Origin of the sequence: Streptomyces sp. GC420, from assembly GCF_009916105.1 — a bacterium.
Classification (GTDB): domain Bacteria; phylum Actinomycetota; class Actinomycetes; order Streptomycetales; family Streptomycetaceae; genus Streptomyces.
On the sequence record NZ_JAAAXQ010000160.1, the window covers coordinates 1 to 16,915 of the forward strand.

Sequence of the window (16,915 nt, forward strand, 5' to 3'; positions counted from 1 at the left end):
GAGCAGGACGGTGCGTCCGCCGGAGGTCCGGGTGGCGGCGCGCAGGGACCGCTGCTGGGCCTCGGTGAGCAGATCGGGTGTCGCGACGAGGAGCGTGGTGTCGGACCCGGCGGCGGCCGTGGCGTCGGCCGTGGTGGTGACGACGCGGGTGGTGACGCCGCGGTCGCCGAGGAGTTCGGCGACGGCCCGGCTGCCGTAGCGGTCGGCGGAGCGCGGGTCGAGCAGTCCGTGCTTCTCACCGGAGCGTACGGCGGCCATGGCGACGGCGGCGGCGAGCAGGACGACGAGACCCAGCAGGAGCCCGCGGCCGCGAAGCCACAGACGCCGGGCGTCGGCGGCGGCCGAGGGAGAGATCGTGGTGGCGGCGGTCATCCGGCGGCTCCCCGGACTGCCTCGCTGAGGCGTGGCCTCGTCCGTTCCACGTCCCGGTCGAGTTCACGCAGGCGGTGGTATGCCGCCTCGTCGGCGGTGCGGCCGCCGTACGTGACGTCGTCGAAGGTGCGGGCTGCGGCGCGCAGCCGGTCGGCGTGGCCGGGCAGGGGACGACCCGCCTCGGCCGCGGCCTCGTCGGCGGTGCGGCCGGGCCTGTCGTCGAGGAGAGCGCGTTCCTCGAGGGAGCGGACGATGGCCCTCATCCGTTCCTGGACCGCCTCGTTCCAGCGCTGCTGCGCGGCGTGCCCCTCGGCGGCGTTGCGGTGTTCCGCGGCGCTGCGCGGGCGGTCCTCGAAGAGCGTGCCGCCCGCGGAGCCGGGTGCGCGGCGGGGAGCGCCGAGCCGCCACCACAGGACGGCGACGAGCAGGGCGGCGACCAGCGCGATCACGAGCAGGCCGACCCCGCCCCCGGGTGCGGCTCCCGAGGCGGCGCCGAAGAGTTCACCGACCCACTCCCAGAAGCGGTCCAGGGCGCGCTGGAAGAGGCTCGGATCGTTCTCGTGGTACATCGGCTTGGTCAGCTCGCGCTCGGCCGCCTCGCGGGCCGGGACGCGCGGCACCGTCACCGGTGGTTCGTCCTCGGTGCGCAGCACTGCCCGTGCCGCCGTGATGGCGCCCCCCGACACGGTCACGCGGTCAGCTCCCCGGCGCGCGGTCGGCGGGAGTGCCGTATTCGGTGAGGCCGGCGGCGCGGGCGAGTTCGAGGTCGAGGGCCTCGCGCCGGATGCGCTGGTCGATGTACAGCAGGGCGACCACTCCGGCGGTGATCGGGAAGGTGAGCGTGGAGCCGATCACGGCGCCGATGCCGCTGATGACGAGGAAGGTCCAGCCGACGCCTCCGGAGCCCTCCATGAAGCCGCTGAAGCCCTCTCCGCCGAACAGGATCGCGAGGACGGTGAAGGGGATGGCGATGATCGCGGAGATGATGTAGGCGATGACCGTGGCGAGCAGTTGGATGCCGAAGACACGCCACCAGGAACCGCGCACGAGCTTCGCGGACCGGCTCATGGACTTCGTGATGCCCTGCCTCTCCAGCATCAGCGCGGGCGAGGCGAGGCTGAAGCGGATCATCAGCCACAGGGCGACGACGGCCGCGGCGAGAAGACCCACGACGGTGAGCCCCGCGGACTCGACGAGCACACCCGGCAGTACGCCGACGGTGACGATGCCGGCGCCGATGAGCGGCAGCACCAGGGTCAGTCCGAGCAGGCGGAGCAGCCGCGGCCGTGCGCTGCGCCAGGCCTCGCCCGCGGAGACGGACCGCCCGAGGACCGCCCTGCTGATCACCATGGTGAGCATGGCGGTCGCGACGAGCATGCCGAGCAGCGTCACCACGCCGACGACGGCGCTCCCGGCGAGGGCCGTTCCGAGGGCGTCGTAGAGCTCGCTGAGACTGGCGTCGGGATTCTCCAGGGTGCTGTTGAGCTCGTTGTCGTTGAGGACCAGTCCCTGAAGCAGGACGATGGCGACCTCCGTGACCACGGCGACGGCCAGGGAGATGCCGAGCACCGTGCGCCAGTAGGTGCGCATGGTGGACACGGCGCCGTCGAGGATCTCGCCGACGCCGAGCGGCCGCAGCGGGATGACTCCGGGCTTCGCCGCCGCCGGGGGCTGGTTCCACTGGCCGCCCCAGCCGCCCGGCGCGCCCTGCTGCCCGCCCCAGCCGGCCGCGGGGCCCGGCTGCTGCTCCGGGCCCGGTGCGGGGGCACCGGGGGAGGACCACTGCCCGGGCGGCGGCTGCTCCTTGGACCACTGCGGCGCCCGGTCCCGGAGGTCCTCGGGGCCCGGGGAACCGGAGGAGCCCGTGCCCTGGCCGTCGGGGGCAGATCCGGGCGAGGCCCAGCCCGGAGAGTCGTTCATCGTCGCTCCTTCACAGTGCCTGTCCGCGGGTGCGGCGGCAGCTCGGCTGCCATCGTGCCACGGCGTGCGTTCGGGCGTGCCGGGCCCTGTCTCGCCTGCGTTCCTTCAATTGTCGGTGGTGCAGGAGGCAGACTGGGCGAATGGCTGATCAAATTGCGCGTTCCTCGGCGGGTGGACCGGTGCCGGCGCTTTCGGCACTGCGCTGGGAAGAACCACCCGAGGGTCCTGTGGTGGTGCTCCTGGACCAGACCCGGCTGCCCACCGAGGAGGTCGAGCTGGTCTGTACGGATGTGCCTGCCCTGGTGCAGGCGATCCACACGCTGGCGGTGCGGGGAGCGCCGCTCCTGGGAATCGCCGGGGCGTACGGGGTCGCCCTGGCCGCCGTCCGCGGTTTCGACGTGGACGACGCGGTGGAGTCGCTGGCCAACGCGAGGCCCACCGCGGTGAACCTGTCGTTCGGGGTACGGATCGCGGCCGAGGCGTACCACAAGGCGCTGGAGGGCGGGGCCGACCAGCAGGCGGCGGCCCGGGCCGCGCTCGCCACGGCGCGGGCGCTGCAGCGGCAGGACGCCGAGGCCAGTGCGCGGATGGCCGAGTACGGCCTGGCGCTGCTCGACGAGCTGTTGCCCGGCGGAAGCCACCGGGTGCTCACCCACTGCAACACCGGGGCACTGGTCTCGGGCGGTGAGGGCACGGCCTTCGCGGTGGCCCTGGCGGCGCACCGGCGCGGGCGGCTGCGCCGGTTGTGGGTTGACGAGACGAGGCCGCTGCTGCAGGGTTCACGGCTGACGGCGTACGAGGCCGCGCGCAATGGGATGGCGTACACGCTGCTCACCGACAACGCGGCGGGTTCGCTGTTCGCGGCGGGCGAGGTGGACGCCGTGCTCGTGGGCGCGGACCGGATCGCGGCGGACGGCTCGGTCGCGAACAAGGTCGGCACCTACCCGCTGGCAGTGTTGGCCAAGTACCACCATGTGCCGTTCCTGGTGGTGGCGCCGACGACCACGATCGACCTGGAGACCCCGGACGGGGCCTCGATCGAGGTCGAGCAGCGCGCGGGTCACGAGGTGACGGAGGTGACGGCTCCGCAGTTCGCGAGGCCGGGTGCGGAAGCGGGCGGGGGGATGCCGGTGGCGCCGTTGGGGACGCAGGTACATAATCCGGCATTCGACGTGACGCCGCCGGAGCTGGTGACCGCGGTGGTCACGGAGTGGGGTGCCGTTTCGCCCGTGACAGGGGAGGGTCTGGCGGATCTGTGCGCCAGGTCACGCCAGGTAACGATTAGCTAATGGGATGATGTCGTTTATGAAGGGACGCGTCCTTGTCGTCGACGACGACACGGCACTCGCCGAGATGCTCGGCATTGTGCTGCGTGGTGAAGGGTTCGAGCCGTCGTTCGTAGCGGACGGCGACAAGGCACTCGCAGCATTCCGGGAGGCCAAACCCGACCTCGTTCTGCTCGACCTGATGCTGCCGGGGAGGGACGGCATCGAGGTGTGCCGCCTCATCCGGGCCGAGTCCGGTGTGCCGATCGTGATGCTCACCGCCAAGAGCGACACCGTGGACGTGGTGGTCGGGCTGGAGTCCGGCGCCGACGACTACATCGTCAAGCCGTTCAAGCCGAAGGAACTGGTGGCCCGTATCCGGGCGAGGCTGCGCAGGTCCGAGGAGCCCGCGCCGGAGCAGCTCACCATCGGTGACCTGGTCATCGACGTGGCGGGCCACTCGGTCAAGCGCGACGGCCAGTCCATCGCGCTGACCCCGCTGGAGTTCGACCTGCTGGTCGCGCTCGCGCGCAAGCCCTGGCAGGTCTTCACCCGCGAGGTGCTGCTGGAGCAGGTGTGGGGCTACCGCCACGCCGCGGACACGCGGCTGGTCAACGTGCACGTCCAGCGGCTGCGCTCCAAGGTCGAGAGGGACCCCGAGCGTCCGGAGATCGTGGTGACCGTGCGCGGCGTGGGTTACAAGGCGGGACCGAACTGAGATGACCGGGCACGGCGCCGCTCCGCGGCCCGGGGAGCCGGGTGCCCGGGCGGGGCGGCCTGCCGGGCCCGCGGACCGGCGGATCTCCCGCTTCGAGCATCTGATGCGCGGGGGACTGTTCAACGACGCGACCCCGGGCGGCCCTGTGCTGCGGCCCGCCGCGCGCTGGCTGCGGCGCCCGCTGCTGCCTGCGGTGCGCCTGTGGCGGCGCAACATCCAGTTGCGGGTGGTGGCCACGACCCTGCTGATGTCGCTGGGCGTCGTCCTGCTGCTCGGTTTCGTCGTCATCGGCCAGGTGCGCAACGGTCTCCTCGACGCCAAGGAGAAGGCCGCGCAGAGCCAGGCCGGGGGTGGTTTCACCGTCGCCCAGGAGAAGGCCACGCGCACCGAGGAGGGCGGCGGGGCCGCCGACGGGCAGAAGGCGCAGAGCGCCACCTGGCTGTCCAACCTCGTCGAGGAGCTGGCGAGCGGCGGTCAGGGCGCCTTCAACGTGGTCACCCTGGGGGCCAAGTCCGCTGGTGAGAACGCGGGCACGCGCGGCCCGCGCGCATCCGGCGGGGTGGACGCGACGGCCAGTATCCCGGAGGAACTGCGCAGGTCGCTCGACGAGGGCACCGGCGCCTTCCAGCAGTACGCGCAGATCAAGTACGACAGCGAGGCCAGGGCCCCCGAGCCCGCGCTGGTCGTCGGCAAACGGCTCAACGACATCAACGGCAACGCCTACCAGCTTTACTACCTCTTCCCGCTGACCCAGGAGGAGAAGTCGCTCAGCCTGGTCAAGGGCACCCTGGCCACCGCGGGCCTGTTCGTCGTGGTCCTGCTGGGGGCCATCGCCTGGGTCGTGGTGCGGCAGGTCGTCACTCCGGTGCGGATGGCGGCGGGGATCGCCGAGCGGCTGTCCCTGGGGCGGCTGCAGGAGCGCATGAAGGTCTCCGGCGAGGACGACATCGCACGGCTCGGTGAGGCGTTCAACAAGATGGCGCAGAACCTCCAGCTGAAGATCCAGCAGCTGGAGGAACTGTCGAGGATGCAGCGGCGGTTCGTCTCCGACGTCTCGCACGAGCTGCGCACACCGCTGACGACCGTACGGATGGCGGCGGACGTCATCCACGAGGCCCGCGACACCTTCGACCCGGTGACGGCGCGCTCCGCGGAACTGCTCGCCGGGCAGCTGGACCGCTTCGAGTCGCTGCTGGCGGACCTGCTGGAGATCAGCCGCTTCGACGCCGGCGCCGCGGCGCTGGAGGCCGAACCGATCGATCTGCGCGAGGTCGTGCGCCGTGTCATCGAGGGTGCCGAACCGCTGGCCGAGCGCAAGGGCGGCCGGATCAGGGTCGTGGGCGACGAGCAGCCCGTCATCGCCGAGGCCGACGCCCGGCGCGTGGAGCGGGTGCTGCGCAACCTCGTCGTCAACGCCGTGGAACACGGCGAGGGCAAGGACGTGGTGGTGAGCCTCGCATCGGCGGGCGGCGCCGTCGCGGTCGCGGTGCGCGACTACGGCGTGGGCCTGAAGCCGGGAGAGGCGACCCGGGTCTTCAACCGGTTCTGGCGGGCCGACCCCGCCCGGGCCCGTACGACGGGCGGCACCGGGCTCGGGCTGTCCATCGCGCTCGAGGACGCACGGCTGCACGGCGGCTGGCTGCAGGCATGGGGCGAGCCGGGCGGCGGCTCGCAGTTCCGGCTCACCCTGCCGCGTACCGCGGACGAGCCGCTGCGCGGCTCCCCCGTCCCCCTGGAGCCGGACGATTCCCGCCGCAACCGGGGCCTCAACGAGGCCGCGGGACGGCCCGGCGGCCCGGCGGGCAGCACCGGCATCGGGGGAAGCACGGGCCGCGGGACGGGCCGGCTCGCCGCCGTACCGCGCAACGCGGCGGCGGAGCGCCCCGCGCCGCCCGTGCCCCCGAGGTCACCCCTGCCGCCCAGGCCGGGGCCGACCGACATACCCGCCGCCGACCCCACGGCCCTGCCCGGCAACGGGGCGAGGGTCGTGGCGCGGCCGGCGGAACGGGGTACGCGGGGCGGGGACGCGGGACACGGGGATCAGGATCGGGAGGACTGAGGTCGTGGGTGCTGAGCGGCGGCGGGGCCGCGGACGAGCCTTGCGCGCGGCGGCGCTGGGCTGCGGCGGGCTGCTCCTGGCCGGCTGCGCCTCGATGCCGGACAGCGGCGAGGTGCGTCAGGTGGAGGGTTCCCAGCGCGCAGACACCCAGGTTCGGGTCTTCGGGATGCCACCGCGCGAGGGTGCTCAGCCCGAGGAGATCGTCACGGGCTTTTTGGAGGCGACGACCGGCACCGAGCCCCGGTTCGACACGGCCAAGAAGTACCTCACCGTCAAGGCGCGAAGGACCTGGGAGCCGGACCGGCTGACCACCGTCCTGGCCGACGGGCCGAACCCGCAGCCACTGGCCAACGCGGACCGCGTGGACGACGTCTTCTCCTACAGCCTCCGGGGCGAGGAGATCGCGAGGGTGGACGAGCACCACGCGTACCACCCGGCCGAGGGCGAGTACAACGAGGGCGTCAGCCTCGTGAAGGAGAAGGGCCAGTGGCGCATCGACCGTCTGCCGCAGGGCGTCGTGCTCGGCCAGTCCGACTTCACCCGGCTCTATCAGTCGATCAACAAGTACTACTTCGCGCACGGTTCCTCGCCCGCCACCCAGGACTGGCTGGTCGCCGACCCCGTCTACGTGCGCCAGCAGATAGACCCGGTGACCGAGACGGTCAGGGCGCTCCTCGAGGGCCCGACCAGCTGGCTGGCGCCCGTGGTCTCCTCGAGTTTCCCCGCGGGCTCGACACTGAAGAAGGGCGTCAGGACACTCGCGCTGGACGACAACAGCGCGCTGACAGTGCCGCTGAACGGCAAGGCGTCGCAGGCCGGTCCCAGCCAGTGCAAGAAGATGGCGACGCAGCTGATGTTCACGCTGCGTGACCTGACCGCGTCGCGGATCGAACAGGTGGAGCTGGAGCGGTCCAACGGCTCGCAACTGTGCGTCCTTGCCGCCGACCAGGCCGACGCGAGCGCGCCCAACCGGTCCGCAGGGCGGCCCGACTACCAGTACTTCGTGAACGCGGAGCACCGCCTGGTGCGCCTCCCCGAGAGCAGCAGCACCCCCGACGTGGTGCAGGGGCCCTTCGGCGAGGGCGAATTCAAGGTCGGCACGGTCGGCGTCGCGCGCGACGAGCAGCGCGCCGCGGCCGTCACCGACGACGGGCGCGAGCTGTACACGGCCTCCGTGGTCGCCGCGGGCGAACTGGGCGAGCCCTTGGTGAGGAGCGCCGGCGGGAAGCCGTCCGAGCGGCTCACCGCCCCGAGCTGGGACGGCAACGGTGATCTGTGGGTCGCCGACCGGGACCCGGCCGGCCCCCGGCTGCTGCGCCTGCCCGGCGGCACCGACGCGCCCGAGGAGGTGGAGGTCGACGGCCTCGGCGCGGACGCGCGCGTCGAGTCGCTGCGGGTGGCGGCCGACGGTGTGCGGATCGCGCTGCTGGTGCGCGAGGGGGACCGGACGTCCCTGAGGATAGGCCGGGTCGAGAGCCGGCCCTCCGGGCCCTCGGGCCAGCAGTCGCAGATCGTGGTGACCGACCTCCGCGAGGTCGCTCCGCGGATGTCCGAGGTCACGGCTATGTCCTGGGCGGGCAACAGCCGTCTGGTCGTGGCCGGGCGCGAGTCGGGCGGCGTACAGCAGCTGCGTTACGTACAGACCGACGGCTCGACGTCATCGTCCTCGACCGCCGGGATGCTGCCGGGCGTCAACCGGGTGACCGCGATCGCAGCGTCCGAGGACGAGCGGCTGCCCCTGGTGGCGCACTCCGACGAGGACGGCATCGTGCGCCTGCCCCCGGGCGACAACTGGAAGACCGTGGTCAAGGACGGATCGGCCCCCGTCTATCCCGGCTGACCCGCGGTGACCTCCGGCCGCGGCGCCGCGGCCTGCGGTTGTCCACAGGGGTGGCCCGCCGGTGCCCGGCCGGGCACAGTGATGTCCGTGCGCGGGTGGTGGCGGGACTTCACCGACCTGGTGCTGCCGTCCGACTGCGAGGGGTGCGGCGCGCCGCGTACACCCCTGTGCGAGGCCTGCCATGCGGCGCTGTGCGGCCGGGCGCCGGTCCGGGTGCGCCCCGATCCGGAGCCGCCCGGTCTGCCGGCGGTGCACGCGGCGGCCGTGTACGAGGGCCGGGCCCGGTCCCTGCTGCTCGCACACAAGGAACGGGGCGCGCTGGGCCTCGCCGGGGTGCTCGGGTGCGCTCTGGCCGCCGCGGTGCGCTCGGGTACGGCTTCGTGGGGCGAGGGCGGCGGTGACACCGTACTGCCGGAGCCTGCGGGAGGGGCGGGGCCTGCGGGAGGGGCGGGGCCCGTGGCGGGCCCTGTGCCCGGGCGTGCCCTGCTGCTCGTGCCGGTGCCGTCCGCGCGGCGCGCGGTGCGTGCCCGCGGCCACGACCCGGCGCGCAGGATCGCGCTCGCGGCCTCGGCCGAGCTGCGCCGGGGAGGGACCCCGGCCCGGGTGACGGCCGTACTGCGGCAGCGCCGCCGGGTGGCCGACCAGTCCGGGCTGGGCGCCCGGCAGAGGCTGGCGAACCTTTCCGGGGCGCTGGAGGCCGTGGCGGGGACCGCGCGATTGCCGGCGGACGCGCGGGTGGTCCTGGTGGACGACCTGATGACGACCGGCGCGTCGCTGGCGGAGGCGGCGCGGGCCGTGCGGGCGGTGCGGCCCGGGGGCGCGCCCGTGACCGCCGCCGTGGTGGCGGCGACTGCCAGGGCATTCGGATAAATAAACCGGAACCCAGAGGAATCTTGGAACGTTGCTGGTGGTAGACGTGAGAATGCACTTCATCGGAGGTACGACCCGGTAGAGGGTGCCGACAACCGGCCCGGAGAGCTATGTTCGGTTGTGAGGAATGGCTGACGCTATGACCTACATGTCCGGCAGTGCTGCCTGGGGGAGTTCCGGTCGCGGTGGTCCGTGCCGGGAGGCCGGCCCGGTGGGGTGGCGATCTTGCCGACTGGGGAGGAGGAGGTGAACGTCGCCAAGTCCGAGGCTCCGGAGAACACCGGGGCCTGGTGCACAAGGGAAGCGTTCCGCCGGCCGGGCGGAACGATCCGGGAACGGAGTTCTGCGTGGACATCGTCGTCAAGGGCCGCAAGACAGAGGTACCCGAGCGGTTCCGCAAGCATGTGGCCGAGAAGCTGAAGCTGGACAAGATCCAGAAGCTCGATGCCAAAGTGATCAGTGTCGACGTCGAGGTGTCCAAGGAACACAATCCGCGTCAGGCCGACCGCTGCGACCGCGTGGAGATCACCATGCACTCCCGCGGCCCCGCGATCCGGGCGGAGGCTTCTGCCGCCGACCCGTACGCGGCACTCGACCTGGCCACGAGCAAGCTGGAGGCGCGGCTGCGCAAGGCCCACGACAAGCGCCACACCCGACGCGGCAACGGCCGCATCCCGGCCTCCGAGGTGGCCGACAGGGTGCCCGAGGCCGCCGCGCTGAACGGGACCGGCCTGGAGACCTCCGCCGAAGCCCGCACGCAGGTGCCCAAGATGAGGGTGGGCCCGCTGGAGGTGGAGGGCGAAGGCCCGCTGGTGGTACGGGAGAAGAACCACACGGCCGCGCCCATGTCTCTCGACCAGGCGCTGTACGAGATGGAACTGGTCGGGCACGACTTCTATCTGTTCGTGGACTCCGAGACGAAGGAACCCAGCGTCGTCTACCGGCGGCACGCCTACGACTACGGCGTGATCCGCCTCAAGACCGACCCGATGGTCGCCGAGGCACCGCGCGGCGCCGGCGGGGCGCTGGGCGGCTGACCTGGTCCGACGGCCGGACCGGTTGAACATACGAGCAGTGCGCGACGTACTGACCGATGGTGGTGCCCCTGGTGTGCCCGTGCACCCCGGGGGCACCCTCGTGCGACCGTCCGTGCGACCGCGGGCCCCGGCGGGAGAGCCGCACAACCGCCCGGGCATGAAATCATGGCGGTGCAGGCCAATCGGTGCGCAGCGGAGCCCCGTTGGCGCAGCATGCGACCTTCGGGCCACGGCCTCAGGGGGAGGAACGATGGCGGACAGCTTCGGTCCGGTGCACGGCGGCGGACGAGTCGGCGCCGCCGCCGGCCCCGGCGCGCACGTCGGCCCGGGCCCGGCGGACTCGCCGGACTCCGGGGCGTCCCGGGATCCGGCCGGACCGCGCAGGGAACCGATCCGGGTCCTCGTGGTCGACGACCACGCGCTCTTCCGCCGGGGACTGGAGATCGTCCTGCACGCCGAGGAGGACATCCAGGTCGTGGGGGAGGCCGGCGACGGCGCGGAGGCCGTGGACAAGGCCGCCGACCTGCTTCCCGACATCGTGCTCATGGACGTGCGGATGCCCAGGCGCGGCGGTATCGAGGCGTGCACCTCGATCAAGGAGGTCGCCCCCAGCGCGAAGATCATCATGCTGACGATCAGCGACGAGGAGGCCGACCTCTACGACGCGATCAAGGCCGGGGCGACGGGCTATCTCCTCAAGGAGATCTCCACCGACGAGGTGGCCACCGCCATCCGTGCCGTCATGGACGGCCAGTCGCAGATCAGCCCGTCCATGGCGTCAAAGCTGCTCACCGAGTTCAAGTCGATGATCCAGCGCACCGACGAACGGCGGCTGGTGCCCGCTCCCCGGCTGACCGACCGTGAACTCGAAGTGCTCAAGCTCGTGGCCACGGGCATGAACAACCGGGACATCGCCAAGCAGCTGTTCATCTCCGAGAACACCGTCAAGAACCATGTGCGCAACATCCTGGAGAAGCTGCAGCTGCACTCCAGGATGGAGGCCGTGGTGTACGCGATGCGGGAGAAGATCCTCGAGATCCGCTGACGGCGACCGGCGACCGGCGACCGGTCACGGGTGACCGGTGGCGGGTGACCGGTGACGGGCGGCCGGGACCCGCCGGTCGCGGCTAGCCGAGGATCCGCGCCAGCGCGGCGGCCAGCGGCCCGCGCAGTTCCTCCCGGTCCATGCGCTCCACCCGTACGTCGGTGCAGTCCACCCACGAGGCGGCCTCGGCCAGGGCCTGGGCCATCGGCTCGACCGCCCTGCGGTTCTCGACCGAGAGCTGCCGGGCCACCAGCGTCCTGCCGTCCCGCGCCGGATCGACCCGGCCCACCAGGCGCCCGCCGGCGAGCAGCGGCATCGCGAAGTAGCCGTGGACCCGCTTCGGCTTGGGGACGTACGCCTCCAGGCGGTGTGTGAAACCGAAGATCCGCTCGGTGCGGGGACGGTCCCAGATCAGGGAGTCGAACGGCGACAGCAGCGTTGTGCGGTGCCGGCCGCGCGGCGCCGACTCCAGGGCCGTCGGATGTGCCCAGGCGGGCCTGCCCCAGCCCTCGACCACCACCGGGACCAGGCCCGAGTCCGGCAGGACAGCGTCGACCTGCTCGGCTTTGAGCCGGTGGTAGTCCGCGAGGTCGGCCCGGGTCGCCACGCCCATCGCGGCCCCCGCCTGCTCGACCAGCCGCCGCACGCACTCCCTCTCGTCGAGGTCGTCGTGCAGCAGCTCCCCGGGCACGGCGCGCTCCGCCAGGTCGTACACCCGCTTCCAGCCGCGGCGCTCCACGCACACCACGTCGCCGTACATCAGGGCCCGCTCGACGGCGACCTTCGCCTCCGACCAGTCCCACCAAGGGCCGCCGTTCTTCGCGCCGCCCAACTCCGTGGCCGTCAGCGGGCCTTCGTCGCGCAGCTGCTTGATCACCCTGTCGTAGACCCCGCCCGCCAGCTCGTGGTACCACTGCGGGCGGGCGCGGTAGGCCCGGCGGCGGAAGGCGAACAGCGGCCACTCCTCGATCGGGAGGATGCAGGCGGCGTGCGACCAGTACTCGAAGGCGTGCGTCTGCGTCCAGTACGCCGACTCGACGGCCCCGCGGCCGACGGCGCCGAGCCGTGCGTACGGAACGAGTTCGTGGGAACGGGCCAGCACGGAGATCGTGTCGAGCTGCACCGAGCCCAGGGAACGCAGCACGCCCCGCACCCCGGCCCTGCGGTCGGGGGCGCCGAGGAATCCCTGGGCGCGCAGGACCGTTCGCCTGGCCTCGTCGGCGGACAGTTCCAGTGTGGGCGGCGACTGCAGACTGGTCATGCCGGGCACGATAGTGCGCGGCACTGACAGTCGTGTCCGCGCTGTGCGGAACAGCCGGAACAGCCGGAACAGCCGGACCGGACGTGTCGGCCGGGCCGGCGGCGTCGGTCGGACGGGCCGCGGTCAGTCCCGTGCGGGCAGGTACGCGAAGGCCGGGGCCAGTCCCAGGTCGGACGGGAGCAGCGACGCGACCCAGCAGTCGCGCAGCGTGCCGCGGTGCACGATCGCCGCGCGCAGGGTCCCCTCCATCGTGAAGCCCGCCTTCTCGGCCACCGCCCGCGAGGCCAGGTTGCCGGCCTCCGCGCGCCACTCCAGCCGGCAGACGCCTGCCTCGGTGAAGGCCCAGCGGGCCAGGGTCCGCACTGTCTCGACGACGTGGCCGCGGCCGCGGTGCTCCTTGACCGCCCAGAACCCGATCTCGGCGGTGGCGCCCTCCCGCCGGGTGACCCCGGCCATCGCGACGAGCGCCGAGGGCTCCTCCCTCAGGAAGGCGGCGAAGCTGAACGCCGTGTCGTTGCGCCAGCCGTCGGGGACGTCCTGGCCGAGAAAGGACGCGGCGTGATCCCTCAGATACGGAGAGGGGACGGCGGTCCAGCGCTGGATGTCAGGATCCTGACAAGCCGCGTGGGTGGCGTCGGTGTCGGCGGGTCCCGGCGGGCGCAGCAGCAGGTGATCGGTGGTGAGGGTGACCGGCTCCATGCGGGAATTCTGGTCGCCGTGACGGGTCGGTGCGAATGCATTTGCGGAAAGGTTGCCGTCCGGCCCGGCACCTTCGGGGCGTCCCGAGCGTTGTCCAGAGCGGGTGACACCCGGCCTTCGTGTGTGCGGACCTCCCGGCGCGGGCCGGTCCTCGCTTACGATGGCCGTTGCGGCGGGGACTGATCCCGTCGTGCCCGCGCACCCCAAGCGCCAGGCCCGACCGGCAAGGAGACCAGCCCACGTGTCCGTCTTCAACAAGCTCATGCGTGCAGGCGAAGGCAAGATCCTGCGGAAACTGCACCGCATCGCGGACCAGGTCAACTCCATCGAAGAGGACTTCGTCAACCTCTCCGACGCCGAGCTGCGCGCCCTCACCGATGAGTACAAGGAGCGCTACGCCGACGGCGAGAGCCTGGACGACCTGCTCCCCGAGGCCTTCGCGACCGTACGCGAAGCCGCCAAGCGAGTCCTCGGCCAGCGTCACTACGACGTCCAGCTGATGGGCGGTGCCGCCCTCCACCTCGGATACGTCGCGGAGATGAAGACCGGTGAGGGCAAGACCCTCGTCGGCACCCTGCCGGCGTACCTGAACGCGCTGTCCGGCAAGGGCGTACACCTCATCACGGTCAACGACTACCTCGCGGAGCGCGACTCCGAACTGATGGGCCGGGTGCACAAGTTCCTCGGCCTGACGGTGGGCTGCATCCTCGCCAACATGACCCCGGCGCAGCGCCGCGAGCAGTACAACTGCGACATCACCTACGGTACGAACAACGAGTTCGGCTTCGACTATCTGCGCGACAACATGGCCTGGTCCAAGGACGAGCTCGTCCAGCGCGGCCACAATTTCGCCATCGTCGACGAGGTCGACTCGATCCTGGTCGACGAGGCCCGTACGCCACTGATCATCTCGGGTCCCGCGGACCAGGCCACGAAGTGGTACGGAGACTTCGCCAAGCTGGTCGTCCGGCTCAAGCGCGGCGAGCCCGGCAACCCCCTCAAGGGCATCGAGGAGACCGGCGACTACGAGGTCGACGAGAAGAAGCGCACCGTCGCCATCCACGAGTCCGGCGTCGCCAAGGTCGAGGACTGGCTGGGCATCGACAACCTCTACGAGTCGGTGAACACCCCGCTCGTCGGTTACCTCAACAACGCCATCAAGGCCAAGGAACTCTTCAAGAAGGACAAGGACTACGTCGTCATCGACGGCGAAGTCATGATCGTCGACGAGCACACCGGCCGTATCCTCGCCGGCCGCCGCTACAACGAGGGCATGCACCAGGCGATCGAGGCGAAGGAAGGGGTGGACATCAAGGACGAGAACCAGACCCTCGCCACGATCACCCTGCAGAACTTCTTCCGCCTGTACGACAAGCTGTCCGGCATGACCGGTACGGCGATGACCGAGGCCGCCGAGTTCCACCAGATCTACAAGCTCGGCGTGGTCCCGATCCCGACCAACAGGCCGATGGTCCGCAAGGACCAGTCGGACCTGATCTACCGCACCGAGGTCGCGAAGTTCGACGCGGTCGTCGAGGACATCGCCGAGAAGCACGAGAAGGGCCAGCCGATCCTGGTCGGCACCACTTCGGTCGAGAAGTCGGAGTACCTCTCGCAGCAGCTGGCCAAGCGCGGCATCCCGCACGAGGTCCTCAACGCCAAGCAGCACGACCGTGAGGCGCAGATCGTCGCGCAGGCCGGCCGCAAGGGCTCCGTGACGGTCGCGACGAACATGGCCGGCCGCGGTACGGACATCAAGCTCGGCGGCAACCCCGACGACCTCGCCGAGGCGGAGCTGCGTCAGCGCGGCCTCGACCCCGAGGAGCACATCGAGGAGTGGGCCGCGGCGCTGCCGACCGCCCTGGAGAAGGCCGAGGCCGCCGTCAAGGCGGAGTTCGAAGAGGTCAAGGAACTCGGCGGCCTCTACGTCCTGGGCACCGAGCGGCACGAGTCCCGCCGTATCGACAACCAGCTCCGCGGCCGTTCCGGCCGGCAGGGCGACCCGGGCGAGTCCCGTTTCTACCTCTCGCTGGGCGACGACCTCATGCGGCTGTTCAAGGCGCAGATGGTCGAGCGCGTCATGGCGATGGCGAACGTCCCGGACGACGTGCCGATCGAGAACAAGATGGTGACCCGGGCCATCGCCTCCGCCCAGTCGCAGGTTGAGCAGCAGAACTTCGAGACCCGTAAGAACGTCCTGAAGTACGACGAGGTCCTCAACCGCCAGCGCGAGGTCATCTACGGCGAGCGGCGGCGGGTGCTCGAGGGCGAGGACCTGCACGAGCAGATCCGCCACTTCATGGACGACACCGTGGACGCCTACATCGAGGCGGAGACCGCCGAGGGCTTCGCGGAGGAGTGGGACCTCGACCGGCTGTGGGGAGCCTTCAGGCAGCTCTACCCCGTGAAGGTGACCATCGAGGAGCTCGAGGAGGCCGCCGGGGACCGCGCGGGTCTGACCGCCGAGTTCATCGCCGAGTCAATCAAGGACGACATCCACGAGCAGTACGACGCCCGTGAGAAGCAGCTTGGCTCGGAGATCATGCGCGAGCTGGAGCGGCGCGTCGTCCTGTCGGTCCTGGACCGCAAGTGGCGTGAGCACCTCTACGAGATGGACTACCTCCAGGAGGGCATCGGCCTGCGCGCGATGGCCCAGAAGGACCCGCTGGTCGAGTACCAGCGCGAGGGCTTCGACATGTTCACCGCCATGATGGAGGGCATCAAGGAGGAGTCCGTCGGCTACCTGTTCAACCTGGAGGTCCAGGTCGAGCAGCAGGTCGAGGAGGTTCCGGTGGAGGAACCCGCGGCGAAGACCTCCCTGGACAAGCAGGACGCCGTGCCGGCGGGTGCGGGTGCCGCGCGTCCGGAGATCCGGGCCAAGGGCCTCGACGCGCCGCAGCGTCCCGACCGGCTGCACTTCTCCGCCCCGACGGTGGACGGCGAGGGCGGCGTCGTCGAGGGCGACTTCGAGAGCGGCGACGGCCAGACCCGCTCCTCGGGCGACGGCATGACGCGCGCGGAACGCCGCAAGGCGCAGCGCAGCGCGGGCCGCCGCCGCAAGAAGTAGCCGACACGGCGAGGAAGGGCGCGGAGGGGCCTGGGCACCGGATGGTGCCCGGGCCCCTCCGTCTCCGTTGCCCCGGGATGCTCACACGTCCACCGGTACCCGTTCGCCGCCGAGCTCGACGGCGGCGCAGCGCCAGCGCCGGTCCGGCCCGAGTTCCAGCCGGAACGCCATGGCGCTCACCCGTTCGCCGGAGCCGATGCGGGCGAAGGCCTCGATGACACCCGGTCCTGGCCTGCACTCGTCGCAGTGCCGGACGACGGGCATCACGCGCCCCTCGGGGCGCAGCGGCGCGCCGGGCGCGAGGTGCAGCAGCTGCTCGTAGGCCTCGCCGATGGTGTGGCCGAGCATCCAGTGCACGGGACGCTGGCCGCTCAGGACAGCGAGGAGCCGGTCGGCGAACCAGTAGCGGGGGTGGCGCAGCCGGCGGTGTGCGGCGGGGAGAGGGCTTCCGGGGCCGGTGGCGGCCCCGGGCGCCGGGGCCGGACCGGTGACGACTCCGGTGCGGCCGGGGCCGGGGTTCCTGCCGGGGCCGCGAGGGTCGCGGCGGCGCTGCGGCGCGGTCCCGGGACGGCCGGACGATCCACGGACGCCGGGTGCGGCGCCGGCGGTTCGGGCGGCCCCGGCGGTTCGGGCGGCCCGCCGCGAGCGAGTGCCCGACCAGGACGTGCAGGCACTTGACCCGGTCCGGCATACCGCCGGCGCTGGGGAAGCCCTCCAGCACCTCGATGGCGTCCCGCCGCCGGATGTAGTCCTCGTGCGCGG

At 71.9% G+C, this 16,915-nt stretch carries 13 protein-coding genes and 2 pseudogenes; 8 read left to right on the forward strand and 7 right to left on the reverse strand.

The window, feature by feature from the left end; translation table 11 throughout:
• The 3 genes from GUY61_RS20180 to GUY61_RS20190 form a co-directional block, all read right to left on the reverse strand.
• A partial coding sequence (locus GUY61_RS20180; RefSeq protein WP_166631610.1) for a DUF4350 domain-containing protein occupies positions 1–372 on the reverse strand: 372 nt, incomplete at its 3' end.
• A complete protein-coding gene (locus GUY61_RS20185) occupies positions 369–1,064 on the reverse strand; it encodes a DUF4129 domain-containing protein (RefSeq protein WP_166631611.1) in 696 nt (231 codons plus the stop codon). The genes GUY61_RS20185 and GUY61_RS20180, both read right to left, overlap by 4 nt.
• A 4-nt stretch (positions 1,065–1,068) precedes the next feature.
• Complete coding sequence (locus GUY61_RS20190; RefSeq protein ID WP_166631612.1) at positions 1,069–2,292, reverse strand: glycerophosphoryl diester phosphodiesterase membrane domain-containing protein; 1,224 nt, start codon at positions 2,290–2,292, stop codon at positions 1,069–1,071.
• A gap of 140 nt (positions 2,293–2,432) precedes the next feature.
• Here GUY61_RS20190 and mtnA point away from each other — a divergent pair, with 140 nt between their 5' ends.
• The 7 genes from mtnA (at position 2,433) to GUY61_RS20225 (ending at position 11,126) form a co-directional block, all read left to right on the forward strand.
• Complete coding sequence (gene mtnA / locus GUY61_RS20195) at positions 2,433–3,581, forward strand: S-methyl-5-thioribose-1-phosphate isomerase (protein WP_166631613.1); 1,149 nt, start codon at positions 2,433–2,435, stop codon at positions 3,579–3,581.
• Positions 3,582–3,585: 4 nt separating this feature from the next.
• Positions 3,586–4,275: a two-component system response regulator MtrA gene (mtrA, locus tag GUY61_RS20200; protein ID WP_208106224.1), complete on the forward strand. Its 690-nt coding sequence runs from the start codon at positions 3,586–3,588 to the stop codon at positions 4,273–4,275.
• A gap of 1 nt (position 4,276) precedes the next feature.
• Positions 4,277–6,334: an MtrAB system histidine kinase MtrB gene (mtrB, locus tag GUY61_RS20205; protein ID WP_166631615.1), complete on the forward strand. Its 2,058-nt coding sequence runs from the start codon at positions 4,277–4,279 to the stop codon at positions 6,332–6,334.
• Between the two features lie 4 nt (positions 6,335–6,338).
• On the forward strand, positions 6,339–8,174 hold the full coding sequence (locus GUY61_RS20210; protein ID WP_313896755.1) for an LpqB family beta-propeller domain-containing protein: 1,836 nt from the start codon (positions 6,339–6,341) through the stop codon (positions 8,172–8,174).
• Between the two features lie 87 nt (positions 8,175–8,261).
• Positions 8,262–9,044 carry a phosphoribosyltransferase family protein gene (locus GUY61_RS20215; protein ID WP_166631616.1) on the forward strand — a complete coding sequence of 261 codons (783 nt, stop codon included), beginning with the start codon at positions 8,262–8,264 and terminating at the stop codon, positions 9,042–9,044.
• A 347-nt stretch (positions 9,045–9,391) separates the two neighbouring features.
• On the forward strand, positions 9,392–10,081 hold the full coding sequence (gene hpf, locus GUY61_RS20220; protein ID WP_398956205.1) for a ribosome hibernation-promoting factor, HPF/YfiA family: 690 nt from the start codon (positions 9,392–9,394) through the stop codon (positions 10,079–10,081).
• A 250-nt stretch (positions 10,082–10,331) separates the two neighbouring features.
• A complete protein-coding gene (locus GUY61_RS20225) occupies positions 10,332–11,126 on the forward strand; it encodes a response regulator transcription factor (protein ID WP_166631618.1) in 795 nt (264 codons plus the stop codon).
• 82 nt (positions 11,127–11,208) lie between these two features.
• On the opposite strand, the gene GUY61_RS20230 is transcribed toward GUY61_RS20225, so the two are convergent.
• Complete coding sequence (locus GUY61_RS20230; RefSeq protein ID WP_166631619.1) at positions 11,209–12,387, reverse strand: winged helix-turn-helix domain-containing protein; 1,179 nt, start codon at positions 12,385–12,387, stop codon at positions 11,209–11,211.
• Between the two features lie 123 nt (positions 12,388–12,510).
• Positions 12,511–13,086: a GNAT family N-acetyltransferase gene (locus GUY61_RS20235; RefSeq protein WP_166631620.1), complete on the reverse strand. Its 576-nt coding sequence runs from the start codon at positions 13,084–13,086 to the stop codon at positions 12,511–12,513.
• A 241-nt stretch (positions 13,087–13,327) separates the two neighbouring features.
• Between GUY61_RS20235 and secA the strand changes: the two genes are divergently transcribed.
• A complete protein-coding gene (gene secA / locus GUY61_RS20240) occupies positions 13,328–16,153 on the forward strand; it encodes a preprotein translocase subunit SecA (RefSeq protein WP_166631621.1) in 2,826 nt (941 codons plus the stop codon).
• 81 nt (positions 16,154–16,234) lie between these two features.
• Here the strand turns inward: secA and GUY61_RS20245 are convergent.
• Positions 16,235–16,564 (reverse strand): annotated as a pseudogene (locus GUY61_RS20245) (Rv3235 family protein); the annotation flags it as partial.
• A gap of 223 nt (positions 16,565–16,787) precedes the next feature.
• Positions 16,788–16,915, reverse strand: a pseudogene (locus GUY61_RS39215) (DUF501 domain-containing protein); the annotation flags it as partial.

Coding starts and splice junctions, on each gene's coding strand:
- GUY61_RS20190 (WP_166631612.1), bottom strand. CDS start 2,292: ATGAACGACTCTCCGGGCTGGGCCTCGCCCGGATCTGCCCCCGACGGC.
- mtnA (WP_166631613.1), top strand. CDS start 2,433: ATGGCTGATCAAATTGCGCGTTCCTCGGCGGGTGGACCGGTGCCGGCG.
- mtrA (WP_208106224.1), top strand. CDS start 3,586: ATGATGTCGTTTATGAAGGGACGCGTCCTTGTCGTCGACGACGACACG.
- mtrB (WP_166631615.1), top strand. CDS start 4,277: ATGACCGGGCACGGCGCCGCTCCGCGGCCCGGGGAGCCGGGTGCCCGG.
- GUY61_RS20225 (WP_166631618.1), top strand. CDS start 10,332: ATGGCGGACAGCTTCGGTCCGGTGCACGGCGGCGGACGAGTCGGCGCC.
- GUY61_RS20230 (WP_166631619.1), bottom strand. CDS start 12,387: ATGACCAGTCTGCAGTCGCCGCCCACACTGGAACTGTCCGCCGACGAG.
- GUY61_RS20235 (WP_166631620.1), bottom strand. CDS start 13,086: ATGGAGCCGGTCACCCTCACCACCGATCACCTGCTGCTGCGCCCGCCG.